Source organism: Paractinoplanes polyasparticus (assembly GCF_019710575.1).
Lineage (GTDB): Bacteria > Actinomycetota > Actinomycetes > Mycobacteriales > Micromonosporaceae > Actinoplanes > Actinoplanes polyasparticus.
In genome coordinates, this window is the sequence record NZ_JAHWFK010000020.1 from 91,074 (window position 1) to 107,473 (window position 16,400).

At 70.0% G+C, this 16,400-nt stretch carries 14 protein-coding genes; 6 read left to right on the forward strand and 8 right to left on the reverse strand.

Features of this window, described 5'->3' with window-relative positions:
- Window positions 1-13: 13 nt before the first annotated feature.
- Both KXC43_RS20755 and KXC43_RS51055 read right to left on the reverse strand, forming a co-directional pair.
- Window positions 14-2,323 (reverse strand): beta strand repeat-containing protein, encoded by a 2,310-nt coding sequence (locus KXC43_RS20755; RefSeq protein WP_221377755.1) that lies wholly within the window; start codon window positions 2,321-2,323, stop codon window positions 14-16.
- 374 nt (window positions 2,324-2,697) lie between these two features.
- Window positions 2,698-2,829, reverse strand: coding sequence for a hypothetical protein (locus KXC43_RS51055; protein WP_255644466.1), 132 nt, complete (start codon window positions 2,827-2,829; stop codon window positions 2,698-2,700).
- Between the two features lie 239 nt (window positions 2,830-3,068).
- On the opposite strand from KXC43_RS51055, the gene KXC43_RS20760 reads away from it, so the two are divergent.
- From KXC43_RS20760 to KXC43_RS20785, 6 genes are all read left to right on the forward strand, one after another.
- Window positions 3,069-4,337, forward strand: coding sequence for an IPT/TIG domain-containing protein (locus KXC43_RS20760; RefSeq protein ID WP_221377756.1), 1,269 nt, complete (start codon window positions 3,069-3,071; stop codon window positions 4,335-4,337).
- Window positions 4,338-4,466: 129 nt separating this feature from the next.
- On the forward strand, window positions 4,467-5,216 hold the full coding sequence (locus tag KXC43_RS20765; protein WP_221377757.1) for an NUDIX hydrolase: 750 nt from the start codon (window positions 4,467-4,469) through the stop codon (window positions 5,214-5,216).
- The gene (locus KXC43_RS20770; protein WP_221377758.1) at window positions 5,213-6,106 is read left to right on the forward strand and encodes a serine/threonine-protein kinase; all 894 of its coding nucleotides are present in this window, start codon (window positions 5,213-5,215) and stop codon (window positions 6,104-6,106) included. The genes KXC43_RS20765 and KXC43_RS20770 overlap by 4 nt, the downstream gene beginning before the upstream one ends.
- Before the next feature lie 10 nt (window positions 6,107-6,116).
- The gene (locus KXC43_RS20775; protein WP_221377759.1) at window positions 6,117-7,073 is read left to right on the forward strand and encodes a hypothetical protein; all 957 of its coding nucleotides are present in this window, start codon (window positions 6,117-6,119) and stop codon (window positions 7,071-7,073) included.
- A complete protein-coding gene (locus tag KXC43_RS20780; protein ID WP_221377760.1) occupies window positions 7,070-8,260 on the forward strand; it encodes an adenylosuccinate synthetase in 1,191 nt (396 codons plus the stop codon). The genes KXC43_RS20775 and KXC43_RS20780 overlap by 4 nt, the downstream gene beginning before the upstream one ends.
- 114 nt (window positions 8,261-8,374) lie before the next feature.
- A complete protein-coding gene (locus tag KXC43_RS20785; protein WP_221377761.1) occupies window positions 8,375-8,668 on the forward strand; it encodes a DUF1540 domain-containing protein in 294 nt (97 codons plus the stop codon).
- A gap of 90 nt (window positions 8,669-8,758) precedes the next feature.
- Here KXC43_RS20785 and KXC43_RS20790 read toward each other — a convergent pair whose 3' ends face one another.
- The 6 genes from KXC43_RS20790 to KXC43_RS20820 form a co-directional block, all read right to left on the reverse strand.
- Window positions 8,759-9,904 carry a DUF5925 domain-containing protein gene (locus KXC43_RS20790; RefSeq protein ID WP_221377762.1) on the reverse strand — a complete coding sequence of 382 codons (1,146 nt, stop codon included), beginning with the start codon at window positions 9,902-9,904 and terminating at the stop codon, window positions 8,759-8,761.
- A gap of 137 nt (window positions 9,905-10,041) precedes the next feature.
- Window positions 10,042-10,482: a nitroreductase family deazaflavin-dependent oxidoreductase gene (locus KXC43_RS20795; RefSeq protein ID WP_221377763.1), complete on the reverse strand. Its 441-nt coding sequence runs from the start codon at window positions 10,480-10,482 to the stop codon at window positions 10,042-10,044.
- 109 nt (window positions 10,483-10,591) lie between these two features.
- Complete coding sequence (locus tag KXC43_RS20800; protein ID WP_221377764.1) at window positions 10,592-11,353, reverse strand: class I SAM-dependent methyltransferase; 762 nt, start codon at window positions 11,351-11,353, stop codon at window positions 10,592-10,594.
- Window positions 11,354-11,363: 10 nt separating this feature from the next.
- Window positions 11,364-12,575 carry a VWA domain-containing protein gene (locus tag KXC43_RS20805; protein WP_255644467.1) on the reverse strand — a complete coding sequence of 404 codons (1,212 nt, stop codon included), beginning with the start codon at window positions 12,573-12,575 and terminating at the stop codon, window positions 11,364-11,366.
- Window positions 12,572-15,328 carry a DUF5682 family protein gene (locus tag KXC43_RS20810; protein ID WP_255644468.1) on the reverse strand — a complete coding sequence of 919 codons (2,757 nt, stop codon included), beginning with the start codon at window positions 15,326-15,328 and terminating at the stop codon, window positions 12,572-12,574. The genes KXC43_RS20805 and KXC43_RS20810 overlap by 4 nt, the downstream gene beginning before the upstream one ends.
- Complete coding sequence (locus KXC43_RS20820) at window positions 15,321-16,382, reverse strand: ATP-binding protein (RefSeq protein ID WP_221377765.1); 1,062 nt, start codon at window positions 16,380-16,382, stop codon at window positions 15,321-15,323. The genes KXC43_RS20810 and KXC43_RS20820 overlap by 8 nt, the downstream gene beginning before the upstream one ends.
- Between the last annotated feature and the right edge of the window lie 18 nt (window positions 16,383-16,400).

Here is a 16,400-nt window from a genome sequence, read left to right on the forward strand (position 1 = left end):
TGCCGCTGTCAGATCAGAACTGCGCGACCGTGAAAGTCGAACTGCTGGAGATACCACTCTGGATGAAAGAGGCGTCGTTCGAGACGGCGTTCACCGACCCGTTGCTCACGTACGTCAGGTTGTACGCGCCTTCCGGCACCGGCACGGTGGCCGTCGCTGCGAAGACGGAAAGTGTTGCACCAGCGATACCGGTAGTGACGGTGCCGGACAGGGTTCCCGAAGTGGCGTTCGGCGCGATGGTCCCAGTAAGAGTCAAGCCGGTGGCGGGGATGGAAGGACCGAAGACGAACCTGTTCTCGTCGGCGGCCTCCAGCCCGGGCGAGATGCTGGTGAGAGTGGCAGCGCCGTCTGCCGTTGTTCCGGTGATGGTCTTCAGCGGGCCACGAGCCGAAATAACTACAGGGGCGTCGTTGGTGGTGGCGCTCGCGGCGTTCGAGAGAAGCACGCTGTCGTTACCCAGGATGCCGACGATGGTGGTGCCGGCGGGAAGGCTCGGGGCCGCGGCGGGATCGGTGATGGTCTTGCCGAGGTCAAGGGACGAGAAATTGGTACCGGCAAGTGCAAGCGCTCCAGTCGCCACCCGGCTGCCGGCTGTGGTGTCGATCGTGGCGGGGTCCGGCGCAACGCTCAACGCCGCCGTTCCACCCGCGTTCAGTCGTGACGTCAGGTCGAGTCGGCAGATCAGCTCGGAGTCGGTGAGGACCAGGACGCTCGAGCACTCGGCGGTCGGCGGGTTGGCGCGGGCGCCACCCACGTTCGAGGAGCTGTACACGCCGTTGACGAGGTAGATGTGCGCACCGGTCAGATCGCCGGAGTTCCAGGTGCTGCTCTGGAACCCGAGACCGTTGACCACCACGTCGATCGACCGGGTGTTGGGCGCCGTGTTGGGCTTGACCGACAGCGCGCTCGTGAACGTGTAGGCGTTCTGGTAGGTCACCGAGCCGGCGTTCGTGCTCACGACGAGGGCTGAGTTGTTCGCCGGGATGTGCGCGGTGGTCGTGGCCGAGAAGGCAGTGGAGGTGAGCGGCGTGATGTTGATCAGCGGAGAGCCACCCAGGGTCGCAGTGATCTCGCCGGCTTCGGTCGGGAACGCCGTGCCACTGACGGTGATACGGCTGCCGCCCAGCGCGGTACCCGCCCGCGGGGTCACGCCACCGATCGTGTGCAGCGTGGTGGCCGAGTACGGCGCCGCGGCAATCGCCGCTTCTGTGTTCGTTGCGCTGCCGTAGATGCAGAGCTGCCAGGGCATGCTCCCTCGGGTGCCTCTGGCCGAGTTCCACGCGCCTACGTTTGTGTAGAGCTGAGGCACCGTCAGCGCCAGCCGGTTGTCAGCCACCTTGCGCGGGGCGTTGGAGCCCGTGACGGGCACCGAGGTGCCGAGCGCAGGGGTGGAGTCGTAGGCCGGGCAGGTCGTTGCGGTCACGAACATCGCGCCAGGGCTGTCGAACCCGGCGAGGATGGGGTTCGGAGCCGTGATGTTCAGTCCGTTCGTGCCCAGCCAGGAGCCGGTGTTGGCCGACATCTGGACCTGCGAGACGGTGTAGTTCGCGGCGGTGAGCAGAGCGGACGTAGCCGTGGTGCCGTTGTACAGGCAGAGGTTGTACTTGACGAAGTTCGCGCCCGGCAAGGCGACACCCGAGGGCACAGTGATGTTGACCGACGAGTCCGACGTCTTTGTCGCGACCGTCGACGTACCGGTGACAGGTGTGCCGAGGGCGGCCGCGCACATGGCATCGGTGTTGAAGGCTGCGGTGACGGTGGCAACGCCGGTGAAGATGTTTCCAGCCGTACCGGTCGACACGGTGATCTGGTTGCCCCCGCCCGTCGTGCCGAAAGCCGGAGTTACCACCGGGGGAGCGCCGACCGTGATGGTGTACCCGCCGGCTTGTCCGACCCTGGCGTTGGCGTTGACACCGGTGGGCTCGTACACGCAGACGACGTACCGCTTGGCCGTGCCGTTGGTGCCGGCCGGCAGGGTGGAGGGCACCGTGAACGTGACGGTGTCGTTCGCGACCGACGACTCCGTGACGGTTGCGGCGACGACCGTTGTCGAAGCCGCCGGAATGGGCGTGACGCAGGTGGTGCCGGTGGTCAGAATCTGCACCCGGTTGAGTGCGCCGCTGGGCGGCGACGCGACGCCGGCGGAGAAGGTCGCGGTGTCGTCGTAGATCGTTACGGAACCGCCAGGCGCCACCACCGTCGGCGTGACCGTGGTGGCGGCGAACGCCACACCTGGTGTGACGAGCAGCGCGGCGCCGACCGCGCTTGTCGTCAGCCCGGCGGCGACCGCCAGCCGGGTTCGTGAATTGCTGGACTTACGCATGCGAGGTCCTCCTACGGGTCGCTACGGACCGCGTCTCTGGATTGGTGGGCTCCGCGCTCGGTGAACCGCCGCGAGCCGTCTCGCCGGAAGCGTAACTATTTGTGGTTGCCTGATTGCCTATAGTTACGAATATCGCTCGATGTCGGACACTCCACCTGCATCGAAAAGGGTCCACCCTCGCTTCTGATGGTGTGCTGGCGGACCAGCGCCGGTAAGAGCGTTGCCACCGTGGCGGTCGACAGCCGTGGGCGACCCTCGTCCTCGGAAAGCCGGCGTGTCATCGCCCGCGAATGGCGCAAGCTCGGCTGACCCGGCTACCGACGAACCGCGGCCCGGAGCGGATGCTCCGGGCCGCGCCTTGCCCGTCCTTCCGATCAGAAGGACGAGACGGTGAACGTCGAGCTGCTGGAGATGCCGCTCTGGATGTAGTTGGCGTCGTAGCTAATGGCGCTGACGGAGCCGTTGCTCACGTACGTCAGGTTGCAGGCGCCCTCAAGCACCGGCACATTGGTGACGTTGGCGGGGAAGAGGTAGAAGGTTCCCGTTCCCGAGCCGAGGTTGCCGGTGACTGTGGCTGCGGTGGTTGCTCGGGAACCGGGTCGACCACGGTCACCCCGGGATGCTGACGCCCGTCTGGTTCAGGTCGATTTTCGAGTTAGCAAGCGATCGAGTCGATACGCTGCCATCGAGGGCCTATGGCATTTCCCCAAGCTTGAGAGGGTTTGCGAGCCCAATGTCTCAACGCATGCTCCGCCGTGTCGGCCGAGCCTGGTTCGCCTCCGCCGCCGCGACCGTTCTGGTCCTGGGCGGCACGAGTGTGCCGGCCATGGCGGTCACACTGCCGATGACCCTGAGCAGCGTCTCCGGTCCCAGCGGTGGCGGCGGCACGATCATCGGTACGGTCACCGCGACCCCGGCGGCGCCGGCGCCTTTCCCAGCCGGCACCGAGCCGGTTGTTCAGTTCCAGTACGTCGCCGCGAGCGGTGCCACTACCTGCAGTGCGACGGCCAGAGGGGTTATCCAGATCGCCGCCGCCCCGGCGGGGATGACGGCCGGTGCGCTGACCGTGGATCCGGCCACGGTCACTCGGATCTCCGCGACGAAGGTCGCGTTCAAGGTGCCTTCGAGTCCGTATCCGGTTCTGAATGACGACGGAACCACGAGCACGATCAATCCCCGTGGCCTCGAGCTGGTCGGTTCGCTGACCGCGGCCAAGTGGAACGTTTGCGTCTACGACAGTGCTTCCACCACCGCGAGCTCTTTGTTGGCCACAGCGTCATACACCCTGGCCGTCCGCCCGACCATCAAGTCGATCATTCCGGCGAACGGTCTGGCGGGTGGCGGTCAACTGATCACCGTCACCGGCGCGGGGTTCAACACGGCTGCCGGCGCGGTAACCGGCTCGATCGGCGGAGTGGCGCTGACCAGAATCACCGGCGCACCCAACGGCAACAGCTTCACGGCGATCACCGGGCCTCGGGCGGCGGAAGCCGGCCTCGCGCTGATCGTGAACGCTCCGGGTGGCGCGGTGAGCAGCCTGGACCCCGACAACAACGGTCAGCCCGAGGACGCCGACGTTTCCACGAACGATGCGCCGATTCCCTTCACCTACAGCAACGGCATCACGATCTCGCCCAATACTGCCAATGCCGGCGCGGTAGTGACTGTCGACGTTCTCGGTGCGGGGTTTTCGGACCTGACCTTTGATGCCGCCGGTACGCCGACGGACGGCAACGCGCACGTGTTTCTCGTCAAGGATGCGTATGAGGCAGCCGGCAACCGTGGTGTTGCCGAGTGCGAGGCGGTTACGGTCATCCGCGACACCGAGCTGGTCTGCACCCTGGATCTGTCAGCGACCCAGTTGAGTCCTCAGAACAGCTTGCCGGCGTCCGGCCCTCCGGCCGAGGGGGCGTACATCCTGACGGTGGTGGCGAACGGTGAGACCACCGCCGGCCCTGCCGCGAAGGCGACGCTCGTGACCAGCGGAGCCACGTTCACCATCGGACCTTACTGACTGCCCGTACGACTGGTCGGCCCGGTTCCGAAGGGTGCCGGGCTCAGCGGTACTTGTCTTCCAGCCGCTTGGGCGATAGGTTGTTCTCAGATCAAGAAATTCTGTATCTGAGAACAACCTAGGAGCGGCATGGGTGAGGAAGAGTTTCTGACCGGGTATGACCCGGCGGCTTACCCGGCGGTCGCCGTCACCACGGACATGGTGGCGCTGACCATCCGCGACGACCGGTTGTGCGTCCTGCTGGTCGAGCGCGCCGAGCACCCGTTCGCCGGCCACCGCGCCCTTCCGGGTGGGTTCGTCCGCGACGAGACGCCCGACGCTGCGGCGTTGCGGGAGCTCGCCGAGGAGACCGGCCTCAGGGCGGGCGAGGGTGTGCTCGAGCGGGTGCACCTGGAGCAGCTCAAGACGTACGGCGACCCGGGCCGCGACCCGCGCATGCGCGTCTTTTCCGTCGCTTACCTGGCTTTCGCGCCGAGTCTGCCCGAGCCGCTGGCCGGTTCGGACGCGTCCGCCGCCTATTGGGTGCCAGTCGAAGAGGCTACAAGCCTCGCCTTCGACCACGACTCGATTCTGGCCGACGGGCTGGAGCGGGCACGGGCCAAGCTCGAATACACGCCGCTGGCGACCGCGTTCGCGGGGGACGAGTTCACCATCTCCGAGCTGCGAAAGATCTACGCCGTCGTCTGGGGCGAGGAACTACACGCCGGGAATTTCCACCGGAAGGTTCTCTCGGTTCCCGGCTTCGTCGAAAGCACCGGTCAAACCGCGACGCGTGGCGGGGAGCGTGGTGGGCCGAAGCCGAAACTCTATCGAGCCGGCGACGCGAAGCTGCTGCATCCCGCTCTGCTGCGGCCGACCCGCGAGGACGACGTCCGATGATGTTCGCCGAAGCCGTCGCGCGCATCGGAAAAGCCTCCACCTTCGCCGACCTCGGCGATGGCGAGGCCGCCTACCGGACGTACGCGAAAGCCGTACACCCGGACGCCGTGACCGAAGCGCAAAGCGCGACCGCCACTCGGGCTTTCGCGGCTCTCTCGCAGCTCTATCGCGAGCGGAACCGGCGCGTGGCCGTCGGCGACATCGCCGACCTGATGACCGGTGACGACGGTAGCCTGCTGAAAATTCCGCGCAGCCCGGCCGACAACGACCTCATGGAAGCAGAAGCCGTTGCCCTGCAAGCGTTGCGGGACAAGGGCGACCCGAAGTTCCGGCCCTATGCGCCGCGGCTGATCGAGAGCTATCTGCACGAGGACGGCGAGCGGAGAAGGCGGCGCGTCAACGTTCTGGAGCGGTTGGCCGGCTTCGTTCCGCTGAGCGACCTCACCACTCGACGGGATCCGCGTGATGTCGCCTGGATCTGGCGCCGCCTGCTTGTCGGGCTCGGCTGGGCTCATCGGGCCGGCGTCGTTCACGGCGCGATTCTCGAGGAGCACGTCCTGATCCACCCCGGGCAGCACGGCGTCGCGCTCGTCGACTGGTGTTACTCGACGGCGCACGTCAAGGCGATCGTCGCCAAGCGCCGAAATGCCTATCCGCCTGAGGTCCTCGCGGCCAAGACCGCCGGCCCGGCCACCGACATCTACATGGCTACCGGGTTGATGAACCGCATCGCCGACGACCTGCCGCCGGCGCTGAAAAAGTTCGCCGACGGCTGCTCCTACGACAAGCCGCGCATGCGACCGCAGGACGCGTGGCGGCTGCTCGGCGAGCTCGATGAAGTCCTGCACAGCCTGTACGGGCCGCGGACCTTCCGGCCCTTCACGATCTGAGGAGACAGACATGGGAAGTGGACGCTGGTCGACCGACGTGTACACCGCCGCCGACAACTATCGCCGGGCCACCGGGGTGAGCGCCTTCGCGTACAGCGACAGTGGCGCCCGTCAGGCACACCCGGCCCTCGACCCCAAGGGCGTGGCGAAGCGGGAGAGCCGCGACAGCGAAGAACACCCCTTCAGTACGCCCATCGCCGTGCTCTTCGACGTCACGGGCTCGATGGGTGGGGTGCCGCGGGTGCTTCAGACCAAGTTGCCGCAGTTGCTGGGGCTGCTGACGCGCAAGTCGTACGCGACCGATCCACACATTCTGTTCGGGGCGGTCGGGGACGCCAGCTGTGACCGGGTGCCGCTGCAGATCGGGCAGTTCGAGTCGGACAACCGGATGGACGACGACCTGGCCCGCATCGTGCTCGAAGGGGGTGGCGGCGGTCAGATGATGGAGTCGTACGAGTTGGCCATGTATTTCATGGCGCGGCACACGGCGCTGGACTCGTTCGAAAAGCGCGGCCGCCGCGGCTACCTGTTCCTCATCGGCGACGAGATGCCGTACGCGAAGCTCAAGCCGCGCGAGGTCGAGAAGTTCCTCGGGGAGCGCGCCGAGAAGATGAGCACCGAGGCCATCGTCGCCGAGCTGACCCGCACGTTCGACGTCTACTACCTGCTGCCGACCGCGGCCGGTCACGGCGGCAACCGTGACGTGCTGAAGCGGTGGCGGGAGCTGCTGGGGCAGAACGTGCTCGAGCTCGACGACCTGGACGCGGTGTGCGAGACGATCGCCCTCACGGTGGGTCTCGGCGAGGGCACGATCGACCTCGACGCGGGGCTCGACGATCTGGTCGACGCCGGGTCCACGCACCGCGGGACGGTCGGCAAGGCGCTGGCTCCGCTGCAGCGTGGCGGCATCGTCCGCACAAATCAGCTGCCGATCGGCACCACGGGCTCGGGGAACGAGCGGCTGTGACCGAGCACGTCGCGGTGGTCGACCTCGGCTACGGGGATGCCGGCAAGGGCACCGTCGTGGACGCTCTGTGTTCCCGGGAAAGACCTCGGGCGGTGCTGCGCTTCAACGGGGGCGCGCAGGCCGCGCACAACGTGGTCACCGAGGACGGCCGGCAGCACACGTTCGCGCAGTTCGGGTCGGGCACGCTGCGGGGCGTCCCGACCCACCTGACCCGGTTCGTGGTGGTCGATCCGCTCACGCTGGCCGCCGAGGGGGCCGCCCTCGGCAACCCGTACGAGCTGCTCACGGTGGACGGGGACGCGCTGCTGGCCACCCCCTGGCATCGGGCGGCCAACCAGCGACGCGAGCGGGAGCGCGGCGGGGACCGTCACGGATCGTGCGGCCTGGGCGTCGGGGAGACCATGGCGTACGCGCTGAGTCACGCCGACGCCCCGCGCGTCTCCGACACCCTTTCCCGTACGAGGTTGCGCCGCCGGCTGGCCGAGGTCGAGTCCCGCCTCGGGCCGGCCGGCGTGCCGCTCGACGACGTGCTGGAGGCGTTCCTGGCGTTCGGCCGCACGGTGCCGATCGTCTCCGGCTACGAAGCGAAGCTGCTGCGCGAGGGGCCGTGCGTCTTCGAGGGGGCGCAGGGTGTGCTCCTCGACGAGTGGCGGGGGTGGCACCCGCACACGACCTGGTCGACGACCACGTTCGACAACGTGGCCGCGCTCTGCGGCTCGTTCCGGCGGCTCGGGGTGGTGCGCACCTACACCACCCGGCACGGGGCGGGGCCGTTCGTGACCGAGGACCTGGCGCTCGACCTGCCCGAAGGGCACAACGCGACGGGGGAGTGGCAGGGCGCCTTCCGGGCCGGGCACTTCGACGCGGTCGCCCACCGGTACGCGGTCGAGGTGGCCGGCGGTGTCGACGGGATCGCGGTCACCCACCTCGACGTCCCGGACCGCTGCCCGGCGCTGCGGATCTGCGAGTCGTACACGGTCGACGACGAACCCTGGACGCGGATCGTGCCCGGGCCGCCGCGCGATCTCGACCACCAGGCGGCGCTCACCGAGCGGCTGCGGCGGGCGCGACCGGGCGCGCTGCGGCGGCCGGACGACTGGTCGGCCGAGATCGGGAGCCGGCTCGGCGCCCGGGTGCTGATCGAGTCGTACGGGCCCGCGGCCGACGAGAAGAAGTTTGCCGAATAGCGATTAGGCACGCCTTACCTAATCAATTTAAATCGTGGTGTGGTTTCTCTCTTTCCGGGAAATGGTTTATCGTCGGGACGAGACCGGAATGAAGACTTTGGAGGCGACGAAGCCATGACTCAGATGCTGGAAATGCCCCGCGTTCAGACGTGCACGGTCACCAGTTGTGGTTACAACCACGACGGCTGCACCGCGTTCGCGGTGACCATCGGCAGCGCGATCTCCGCCGAGTGCGACACCTACGTGCAGACCGGTGACAAGGGCGGCATGGGCAAGGCCCTGGCGCAGGTGGGAGCGTGTAAGCGCTCCGACTGTGTGCACAACACCGACCTCGAGTGCCACGCCCCGGCGATCGTCGTGGGCGAGTCGGGCGAGAAGGCCGACTGCCTTACGTACGAAAAGGGCTGACCGCTCCGAGTAATGCGCCCGCCGTCGCTGATAGCGACGGCGGGCGCATTTATTAGGTAAGGCGACCCTTGCTGAGGGAAGCCTTTCTTATTACAGATACATGCCGGTGTTCGGTGTGCTTTTGGGTACGGTCACCGGCTCGCTTCCCGTCTTGAGCGCGTAAAGCTCGGCCAGCGTCGCCCCCGACGCGCCGATGCCGGCCGAGCGGCCCAGCCAGCCGACTGCCTCGGCGTACGGAAGCCGTCCGACCTCGATGCTGGCCAGGCACCGCCCCGGACGCACGACCGCCGGGTGCAGCGAGGCCAGGTCCTCGTTGGTGGTGATCGCGATCAGCGCGTTGCGGCCCTGACCGAGCAGGCCGTCGGTCAGGTTGAGCAGCCGCGACAGCGACTGGCCGGCGCTCGCCTTGGCCTCGCCGCTGATCAGCTCGTCGCAGTCCTCGAGCATGAGCATGCGCCAGCGCGGCTCGTTCTCGTCGTCGCTGCCCAGTGCGACGCTCATCAGGTAGGCCGGGTCGTTGAACAGGCGTTCCGGGTCGAGCACGCAGTCGACCTGGCACCACGAGCGCCACTGCTGGGCCAGCGCCCGCAGCGCGGTCGTCTTGCCGGTGCCCGGCTCACCGTGCAGCAGCAGCAGGCGGCCGCTGATCGACTCGCTGGTCAGCGCCATCAGGCGTTCGAGGGTCGCCGCCACCACGCCGCTGTAATTGCCCCGGATCGCCGGCCACGGCGCGGCGTCGATCTCGCGGGCGGCCCGGCGCGGCCCGTGCTGACCGAAGTGCCAGAAGCCGATGGGCACGTTGTCCGGCGTGGGCGTGGGCTCCTCGACGGCGTCGAGGGTGGCCGCCTCGAGGACGGACTCGGCCAGCTCGGCGCTGACCGCGGTGACGGTGACCCGGGCACGGCGGCTCTGCTTCCACCGGTTGACGTGCAGCGTCCAGCCCTCGCCGACAGCCAGCCGGCCCTGCCCGTCGTCGTCGACAGCGTCCCGCACGACGCGGGCATCGTCGGTGATCAGCGGGGCGTCGGAGCGCACATTCTCGAGGTACTTGCTGCGGCCGTACGGTTCCCGCCCGGTGACGAAGGCATCGAGCGCCAGCAGGTCCACCACGTCGACCAGGCGGTCGCCGTCGTCCACCGCGCCGGCCAGCGGCAGGGCAACCGGCGCGGGCACGGTGGTCGCCGCGTCCGCGTGCCGGCCGCCGAGCCGCTCGACCGCCTGGTGGGGAGTACGCATACCCCGATGATCGTCCGTGGCGGCCCGGATGGCACCCGCTTTTCCGCGACGAAGGCTCGACGAAGCCCCACAACCACCCGCTCCACGCGTGCTCCATCGCGAGGCTCGGCCGGCCCGCCTTCAGGCGGTGGCCGGCGTTACTCCGGCAGGCGGGTGAGGACGAATACCGGGATGAGTCGCTCGGTCTTCTTCTGGTACGAGGCATAGTTCGGGAACGCCGCCACCGCGCGCTCCCACCAGACAGCCCGCTCGTCCCCCTCGACCTCACGGGCGAGATAGTCGTGCTCATCGGTCCCGTCACGCAGCTCGACGTGCGGCTCCTTGCGCAGGTTGTAGACCCAGACCGGGTTCTTGGGCGAGCCGCCCAGCGAACCCACGACGGCGTACTCGCCCTCGTGCTCGACCCGCATCAGCGGCGTCTTGCGAAGCTTCCCGCTCCTGGCCCCGACGGAGGTCAGCAGCACCACGGGATACCCGTGCAACTCGTTGCCTTCGGCGCCGGACGTGCCCTCGATCTTCTCGGCCTGCTTGCGCGCCCAGTCCGACGTGCTCGGCGCGTACTCCCCACTCAATGGCATGGCTTAACCGTGTTCCTCTCGTCGCTTTGTGCAGCCGTCGCTCCGTGAAGCCCGACACCGCCCCGCCCCGGCCGCTGCGTGCGTCATGAGCGCTGGGTGCGCGAGTAGGTCAGCGGAGGCCGACGACGGCGGCATCGGTGCCGCCGCGCCACAGCACGCCGGCCTCGTTGAAGCCGGCCACCCGCAGCGCGTCGACGTGCCACAGCGCCGGCGGGTTCCACTCCTGGCCGTGGCGGGTCTTCGGGTAGATGCGTTCCCGCTCGACCGCCTTCGGCGCGAGGAACTCGTCGGCCGCGGCCAGGGCCCACCAATCGTTCCACCCGGTGGCGGCGCCCGCGGCGTATCGCGCCTCGCGCTCGGCCCGGCCGTGATCGCGCAGCCGCTCGGACAACGTCGGCAGCGAGTCCTCCGGCATGTGGTCGGCGTTGACGAAGATGCCGCCCGGCCGCAGCACCTCGCGGATCTCGCCGTACAGCGTCGCCACCCGCTCGGCCGGCAGCCAGTGCAGGGCGGTCGCGGTGAGCACCGCGTCGAAACCCTCCTCGGGCAGCTTCGCCCGCCAGCCCGGGTCGCTCAGGTCGGCGTCGACGATGTCGCCCCGGTCGCGCAGCGAGGCCGTCGCGATGGCCATGAGCACCGGGTCCTGGTCGAGCACGGTGACGCGCGCCCGTGGGAACCGCGCCAGCGTGCGCAGCGAGATCGTGCCGGTGCCGCCGGCCAGGTCGAGCACCCGCGGCGCCGGGCCGTCGGTGGTGGCGGCCACCGCCGACAGCATCGCGGCGAACCGTTCCTCACGGTCGGGCAGGAACGCCTCCTGCTGACGGTCCCAGCTCTCCTGCCAGATCTGCGGGTTGCTCAGGTAAGCACTCATACCCCTAACGCTAGTTACCGGAGCGGCCCCTCACAACCGCCTCGTTCTGTTGGGCCGCGGCGAAAGCCTGAAGATCCCGACGTTCGATCGCGGCCGCCATCAGGTCGGGGAAAGCGTCCGGCGTGCAAGCGAAAGCCGGCACTCCCAGCGCCGCCAGGGCCGCCGCGTTGTCGTGGTCGTAGGCCGGCGCGCCCTCGTCGGAAAGCGCCAGCAAGACCACGACCTGCACGCCGGCCGCGGTCATCTCGGCCACCCGGCGCAGCATCTGCTCGCGGATGCCGCCCTCGTACAGGTCGCTGATCAGCACGAAGATGCTGTCCCGGGGTCTGGTGATCAACTGCTGGCTGTACGCGATGGCCCGGTTGATGTCCGTGCCACCACCCAGCTGGGTGCCGAACAGCACCTCCACCGGGTCGTCGAGCTGCTCGGTCAGGTCGACCACCGCCGTGTCGAAGACGACCAACGACGTACGCAAGGACTTCATCGACGCCAGCACGGCCGAGAACACACCCGAGAAGACCACCGAGGCCGCCATCGACCCGGACTGGTCGACGCAGAGCACGACGTCGCGCTGGACCGCAGTCGTCCGCCGCCCGTACCCGATCAGCCGCTCGGGGATCACCGTGCGGTGCTCGGCCTGGTAGTGCTTGAGGTTGGCCCGGATCGTGCGGTTCCAGTCGATGTCGGCGTGCTTCGGCCGGTTGATCCGCGCGGCCCGGTTGAGCGCCCCGCTGATCGCCGCCCGGGTCTTCTGCTCGATCCGCTTCTCCAACTGCTCGACCACGGTGCGCACCACCTGGCGCGCCGCGTCCTTGGTCTTCTCGGGCATGACCCGGTTGAGCGAGAGCAGCGTGCCGACCAGGTGCACGTCGGGTTCGACGGCCCCGAGCATCTCCGGTTCGAGCAGCAGCCGGGACAGGTCGAGCCGCTCGATGGCGTCCTGCTGCATCACCTGTACGACCGTGCTCGGGAAGTACTCCCGGATGTCGCCCAGCCACCGCGCCACCTTCGGCGCCGACCCTCCCAGCCCGGCCGACCGCCGGTTGCTGCGCTCATCGCCGTCCCCGCCGCCGCCCTCATAGAGCGCGGCCAGCGCCGAGTCCATCGCGCCGTCCCGGCCCTCGGCCTTGCCCAGCGACTGCTCGGCCGCCCCGCCGAGCACCATCCGCCAGCGCCGCCGCCGCTCCCGGGTCACCTCGTCGATCGTGTCGTCGTCGCTCATCGCGCCTCCCCGGTAGCGGTGATGTCGCGGCCCAGCAGGGCGCTCAGCGTGGGCAGCACCAGGTCGGCGCGGGCGGGATCGAAGCCGAGGCCGCCTACTGCCGCCTCGTCGTCGGCGGCGCGCGGACCGGCCAGGCGTTCGCCGATCGCGCGCCGCTCGCCGGCCTCGAACGCGCCGAACGTGCGGCGCAGCAACGGCAGCACGTCGTCGAACGCCTCGGCCGGAATGTCGGCCAGCCAGTCGTCGAGCAGGGTGAGCAGGGCGTCGTCGTGCACGAGCAGCAGACCGCCGCCGGACAGGAAGCCTTCGACCCAGGCTGCCGCGTGCGCCGGCGGCGTGCCGATCGTCAGCGGCAGACGCAGGCGTCGGCGCACCTCGGCGCCGTCGAGCCGGCCGGCGTCCAGCAGCAGGCGGGTCAGCCGCCCGGCCAGCAGACCGTGCAGGTCGGCCCGCCCGGCCAGCGAGGCCAGCGTGGACATCCAGCGCTCGCGCAGGTCGTCGTCCTCGAGCAGGCCGACCGCGGTGTGGACGCCGTCGATGCGGTCGCGCAGCACCTTGGCGGCCTCGTCGGACAGGGAGCCGACGGCCGACGGCAGCCCGGCGCAGACCCGGCCCAGCAGGCTCGCGGTCACCTCGGCCAGCCCGGCCACATCCGTACGCCGGACGTCGCCGTACCGCAGCGTGCGGGCCAGCGCCGGGATCGCCGCCATCAGGTGGTTCACGTCGGCGTCGAGCGCGGCCCGGGTGTCGAGCGAGGCCAGAACCTGGGGGTACGCGTCGGAGAGGTCGGCCAGCAGGCACGTCTCGACCAGCGCGGTGACCTCGGCCAGCGTCTCGGCCTTGTCGGCCGCCTGGGCCACCTTGGCCGTGGCCGCGGCGGCCACCGTGGTGCCGTACATGCTGCCCTCGACGAGGCGGATGGCGAACTCGGGCTGCCACCGCAGGCGCCACTGTTCGCGGAAGGTGCCGGTGCTGCTTCTGGTCGTGACGGCCTCGCCCCACGGCACGTCGATCGTGCGCAGCCGGTGCAGCAGATGGCTGCGCCGCAGGCCGGTCTCGGTGCGGAGGTCGAGATCGGCGACGCGCTCGAGCGCCTCCGGCTTGAGGCGGACAGCGCGTTGCTGAGCCGCCAGGTCTTTGGCCAGCGGCACGGCGGGCATGTCGTCGGGCACTCCGCCGAGGCGTTCGCCGACGACCAGCTTGCGGGTGATCAGCTCGACCCGAAGCGGCTCGCCGTCGCACATGACGGACTCGGCCGCCTCGGTGACCTCGGCTAGTCCGGCCAGCGGGCGCCCGCGCAGGGTCGCCAGCGCCTCGGCCAGGCGCGTCGCCTCGATGACGTGCGCGGACGAGGTGGGCACACCCTCGGCGCGCAGCACGCCGGCCGCGTCGACCAGCCAGCGTGGCACCACTTCGTCGGCCGAGGTGAACAGGTGGTGGTACCAGCCCGGGGAATTGACCCCGGCGCCGTAGCCCGACCAGGACGCCAGCCGCCCGTAGGTCCAGGGCACCCAGGTGAAGTCGACCTTGGCCTTCTTGCGCCCCTTGAGCAGCGCGTTGTCGTCCTTGACGGCGACCTTGCGGGTGAGCGCCGGCACGTGCCAGGCCCCGCAGACGACGGCGATGTCGTCGTAGGTCTTGCGCACCTCCCGCAGCACGCTGCGCATGTACGCCTCCCGCACCAGGTCGTCCGGGTCCTCCGGCGACTCGTCGCGGATGGCCGTCATCGCCTCGGCGATCGCCTCGAACGCCGGTAGGCCGCGGTGCTCGACGACGTCTTCCCACCAGCGCTCGGGATCGTCGTAGCCGGCCGCCGCGGCCAGCTCCCCGATCGGATCCACCGGCCGCCGCGGCGTCGCCTCCTCCGGCAGCTCCCCATCGCCCGGCGCACTCTCCGAATCAGAGCCGCCCGACGGCTCAAGGCCCGGACCGTCCTCCGAACCGCCCGACGGCTCAAGGCCCGGACCGTCCTCCGAACCGCTCGGCTGCGAGGTGCCCGGAACGCTGTGAGAACCGTTCGGCTGCGAGGCGCCCGGAACGCCGTCGGAATCGTCTGGCGACACCGAGCCCGGCCCGCTCTTCGCGTCGGCCCCGTCCGGCGTGCTGTCCGAGTCCGGTCGCCCCCGCGTCACGGAACCCGGAGTCCTCCCCCCGCCCGATCCGCTCGGCGCGGCCGACGCAGCGTCCGAGCCGTTCTCCGCGTGGGTCCCGCCGGGCGCCGGGGCCGCAGAGGCGGGGCCGTCGCCCGGGGTCGCAGCAGTGGGGCCGTCGCCCGGGGTCGCAGAGCCGGGGCCGTAGGCCGGGGCCACAGCGGCAGGGCCGTCGGCCGGGACCGCAGCGGCGGGGCCGTCAGCCGGGGCCACAGCGGCAGGCCCGGCACCGCCCGGAACGGGTCGAGCGTCGGCCGGAGCCGGCCGCGGAGCCGGGCGGGCGTCGCCGGTCAGGCGGTAGGCGAACGGGAGGTCGAAGAAGCGAACCGGCACGCCCCGCTCGACCGCCCACCGGATGGCCTGCCACTCCGGCGAGAAGACGGCGAACGGCCAGAACGCCGCCCGCCGCGGATCGTCGGTGGCGTAGCCCAGCAGGGCAACCGGCGGCTCGAGGCCGGCGTCGGCCACCCAGCGCACCAGCGCGTCGGCCTCGGGCGGCCCCTCGACCAGCAGCACCTCGGGCGGCTGCCGCTCGAGTTCGGCCACGACGGCCCGGGCCGAGCCCGGCCCGTGGTGGCGGATACCGTAGAGCCGCTCAGGCATCGCGGGCGGCCCGGTAGAAGTCGCGCCAGTCGGGGCGGTCGCGCACCACGGTCTCAAGGTATTCGCGCCAGACGACGCCGTCGGACACCGGATCTTTGACGACCGCGCCGAGGATGCCGGCGGCCACGTCGCCCGGGCGCAGGCGGCCGTCGCCGAAGTGGGCGGCCAGCGCCATGCCGTTGGTGATCACCGAGATCGCCTCGGCCGTGGACAGGGTGCCCGTGGGGGATTTCAGCTTGGTGCGGCCGTCTTCGGTGAGGCCGCTGCGCAGCTCGCGGAAGACCGTCACGACGCGGCGGATCTCTTCGATCGCGGCCGGCACCTCGGGCAGGTCGAGCGAGCGGCCGAGCTGGGCGACTCGGCGGGCGACGATCTCGACCTCGTCGTCGGCCGAGGCGGGCACCGGCAGCACGACGGTGTTGAACCGGCGGCGGAGCGCGCTCGACAGCTCGTTGACGCCGCGGTCGCGGTCGTTGGCGGTGGCGATCAGGTTGAAGCCGCGCTGGGCCTGCACCTCGGTGTTGAGCTCGGACACCGGCAGGGTCTTCTCGGAGAGGATCGTGATCAGCGCGTCCTGCACGTCGGAGGGCACGCGGGTGAGCTCTTCGAGGCGGGCGATCGTGCCGGTCTGCATCGCCCGCATGATCGGGCTGGGCACGATGGCGGCGTCGGTCGGGCCCTCGGCGAGCAGGCGGGCGTAGTTCCACCCGTAGCGGATCGCCTCTTCGGCGGTGCCGGCAGTGCCCTGTACGAGCAGGGTCGAGTCGCCCGAGATGGCCGCCGCCAGGTGTTCGGAGACCCAGGTCTTGGCCGTGCCGGGGACGCCGAGCAGCAGCAGCGCGCGGTCGGTGACGAGGGTGGAGACCGCGACCTCCATGAGGCGGCGGGGCCCGACGTACTTCGGTGTGATCTTGGCGCCGTCGCCCAGCAGGTAGGTCACCACGGCCTGCGGGGAGAGCCGCCAGCCGGGCGGGCGGGGCCGGTCGTCGGCCGCGGCGAGCAGGGCCAGCTCTTCGGCGTACTGGTCCTCGGCGTGCGGGCGCAGTGCGGTCACGTGAAGCTCCTTGGTCTT

Excerpts from the sequence above, each read along its gene's own strand:
- KXC43_RS20810 (WP_255644468.1), bottom strand. The coding sequence starts at position 15,328 with ATGCCTGAGCGGCTCTACGGTATCCGCCACCACGGGCCGGGCTCGGCC.
- KXC43_RS20790 (WP_221377762.1), bottom strand. The coding sequence starts at position 9,904 with ATGCGTACTCCCCACCAGGCGGTCGAGCGGCTCGGCGGCCGGCACGCG.
- KXC43_RS20760 (WP_221377756.1), top strand. The coding sequence starts at position 3,069 with ATGCTCCGCCGTGTCGGCCGAGCCTGGTTCGCCTCCGCCGCCGCGACC.
- KXC43_RS20755 (WP_221377755.1), bottom strand. The coding sequence starts at position 2,323 with ATGCGTAAGTCCAGCAATTCACGAACCCGGCTGGCGGTCGCCGCCGGG.
- KXC43_RS20775 (WP_221377759.1), top strand. The coding sequence starts at position 6,117 with ATGGGAAGTGGACGCTGGTCGACCGACGTGTACACCGCCGCCGACAAC.
- KXC43_RS20770 (WP_221377758.1), top strand. The coding sequence starts at position 5,213 with ATGATGTTCGCCGAAGCCGTCGCGCGCATCGGAAAAGCCTCCACCTTC.
- KXC43_RS20800 (WP_221377764.1), bottom strand. The coding sequence starts at position 11,353 with ATGAGTGCTTACCTGAGCAACCCGCAGATCTGGCAGGAGAGCTGGGAC.
- KXC43_RS20785 (WP_221377761.1), top strand. The coding sequence starts at position 8,375 with ATGACTCAGATGCTGGAAATGCCCCGCGTTCAGACGTGCACGGTCACC.
- KXC43_RS20795 (WP_221377763.1), bottom strand. The coding sequence starts at position 10,482 with ATGCCATTGAGTGGGGAGTACGCGCCGAGCACGTCGGACTGGGCGCGC.
- KXC43_RS20805 (WP_255644467.1), bottom strand. The coding sequence starts at position 12,575 with ATGAGCGACGACGACACGATCGACGAGGTGACCCGGGAGCGGCGGCGG.
- KXC43_RS20765 (WP_221377757.1), top strand. The coding sequence starts at position 4,467 with ATGGGTGAGGAAGAGTTTCTGACCGGGTATGACCCGGCGGCTTACCCG.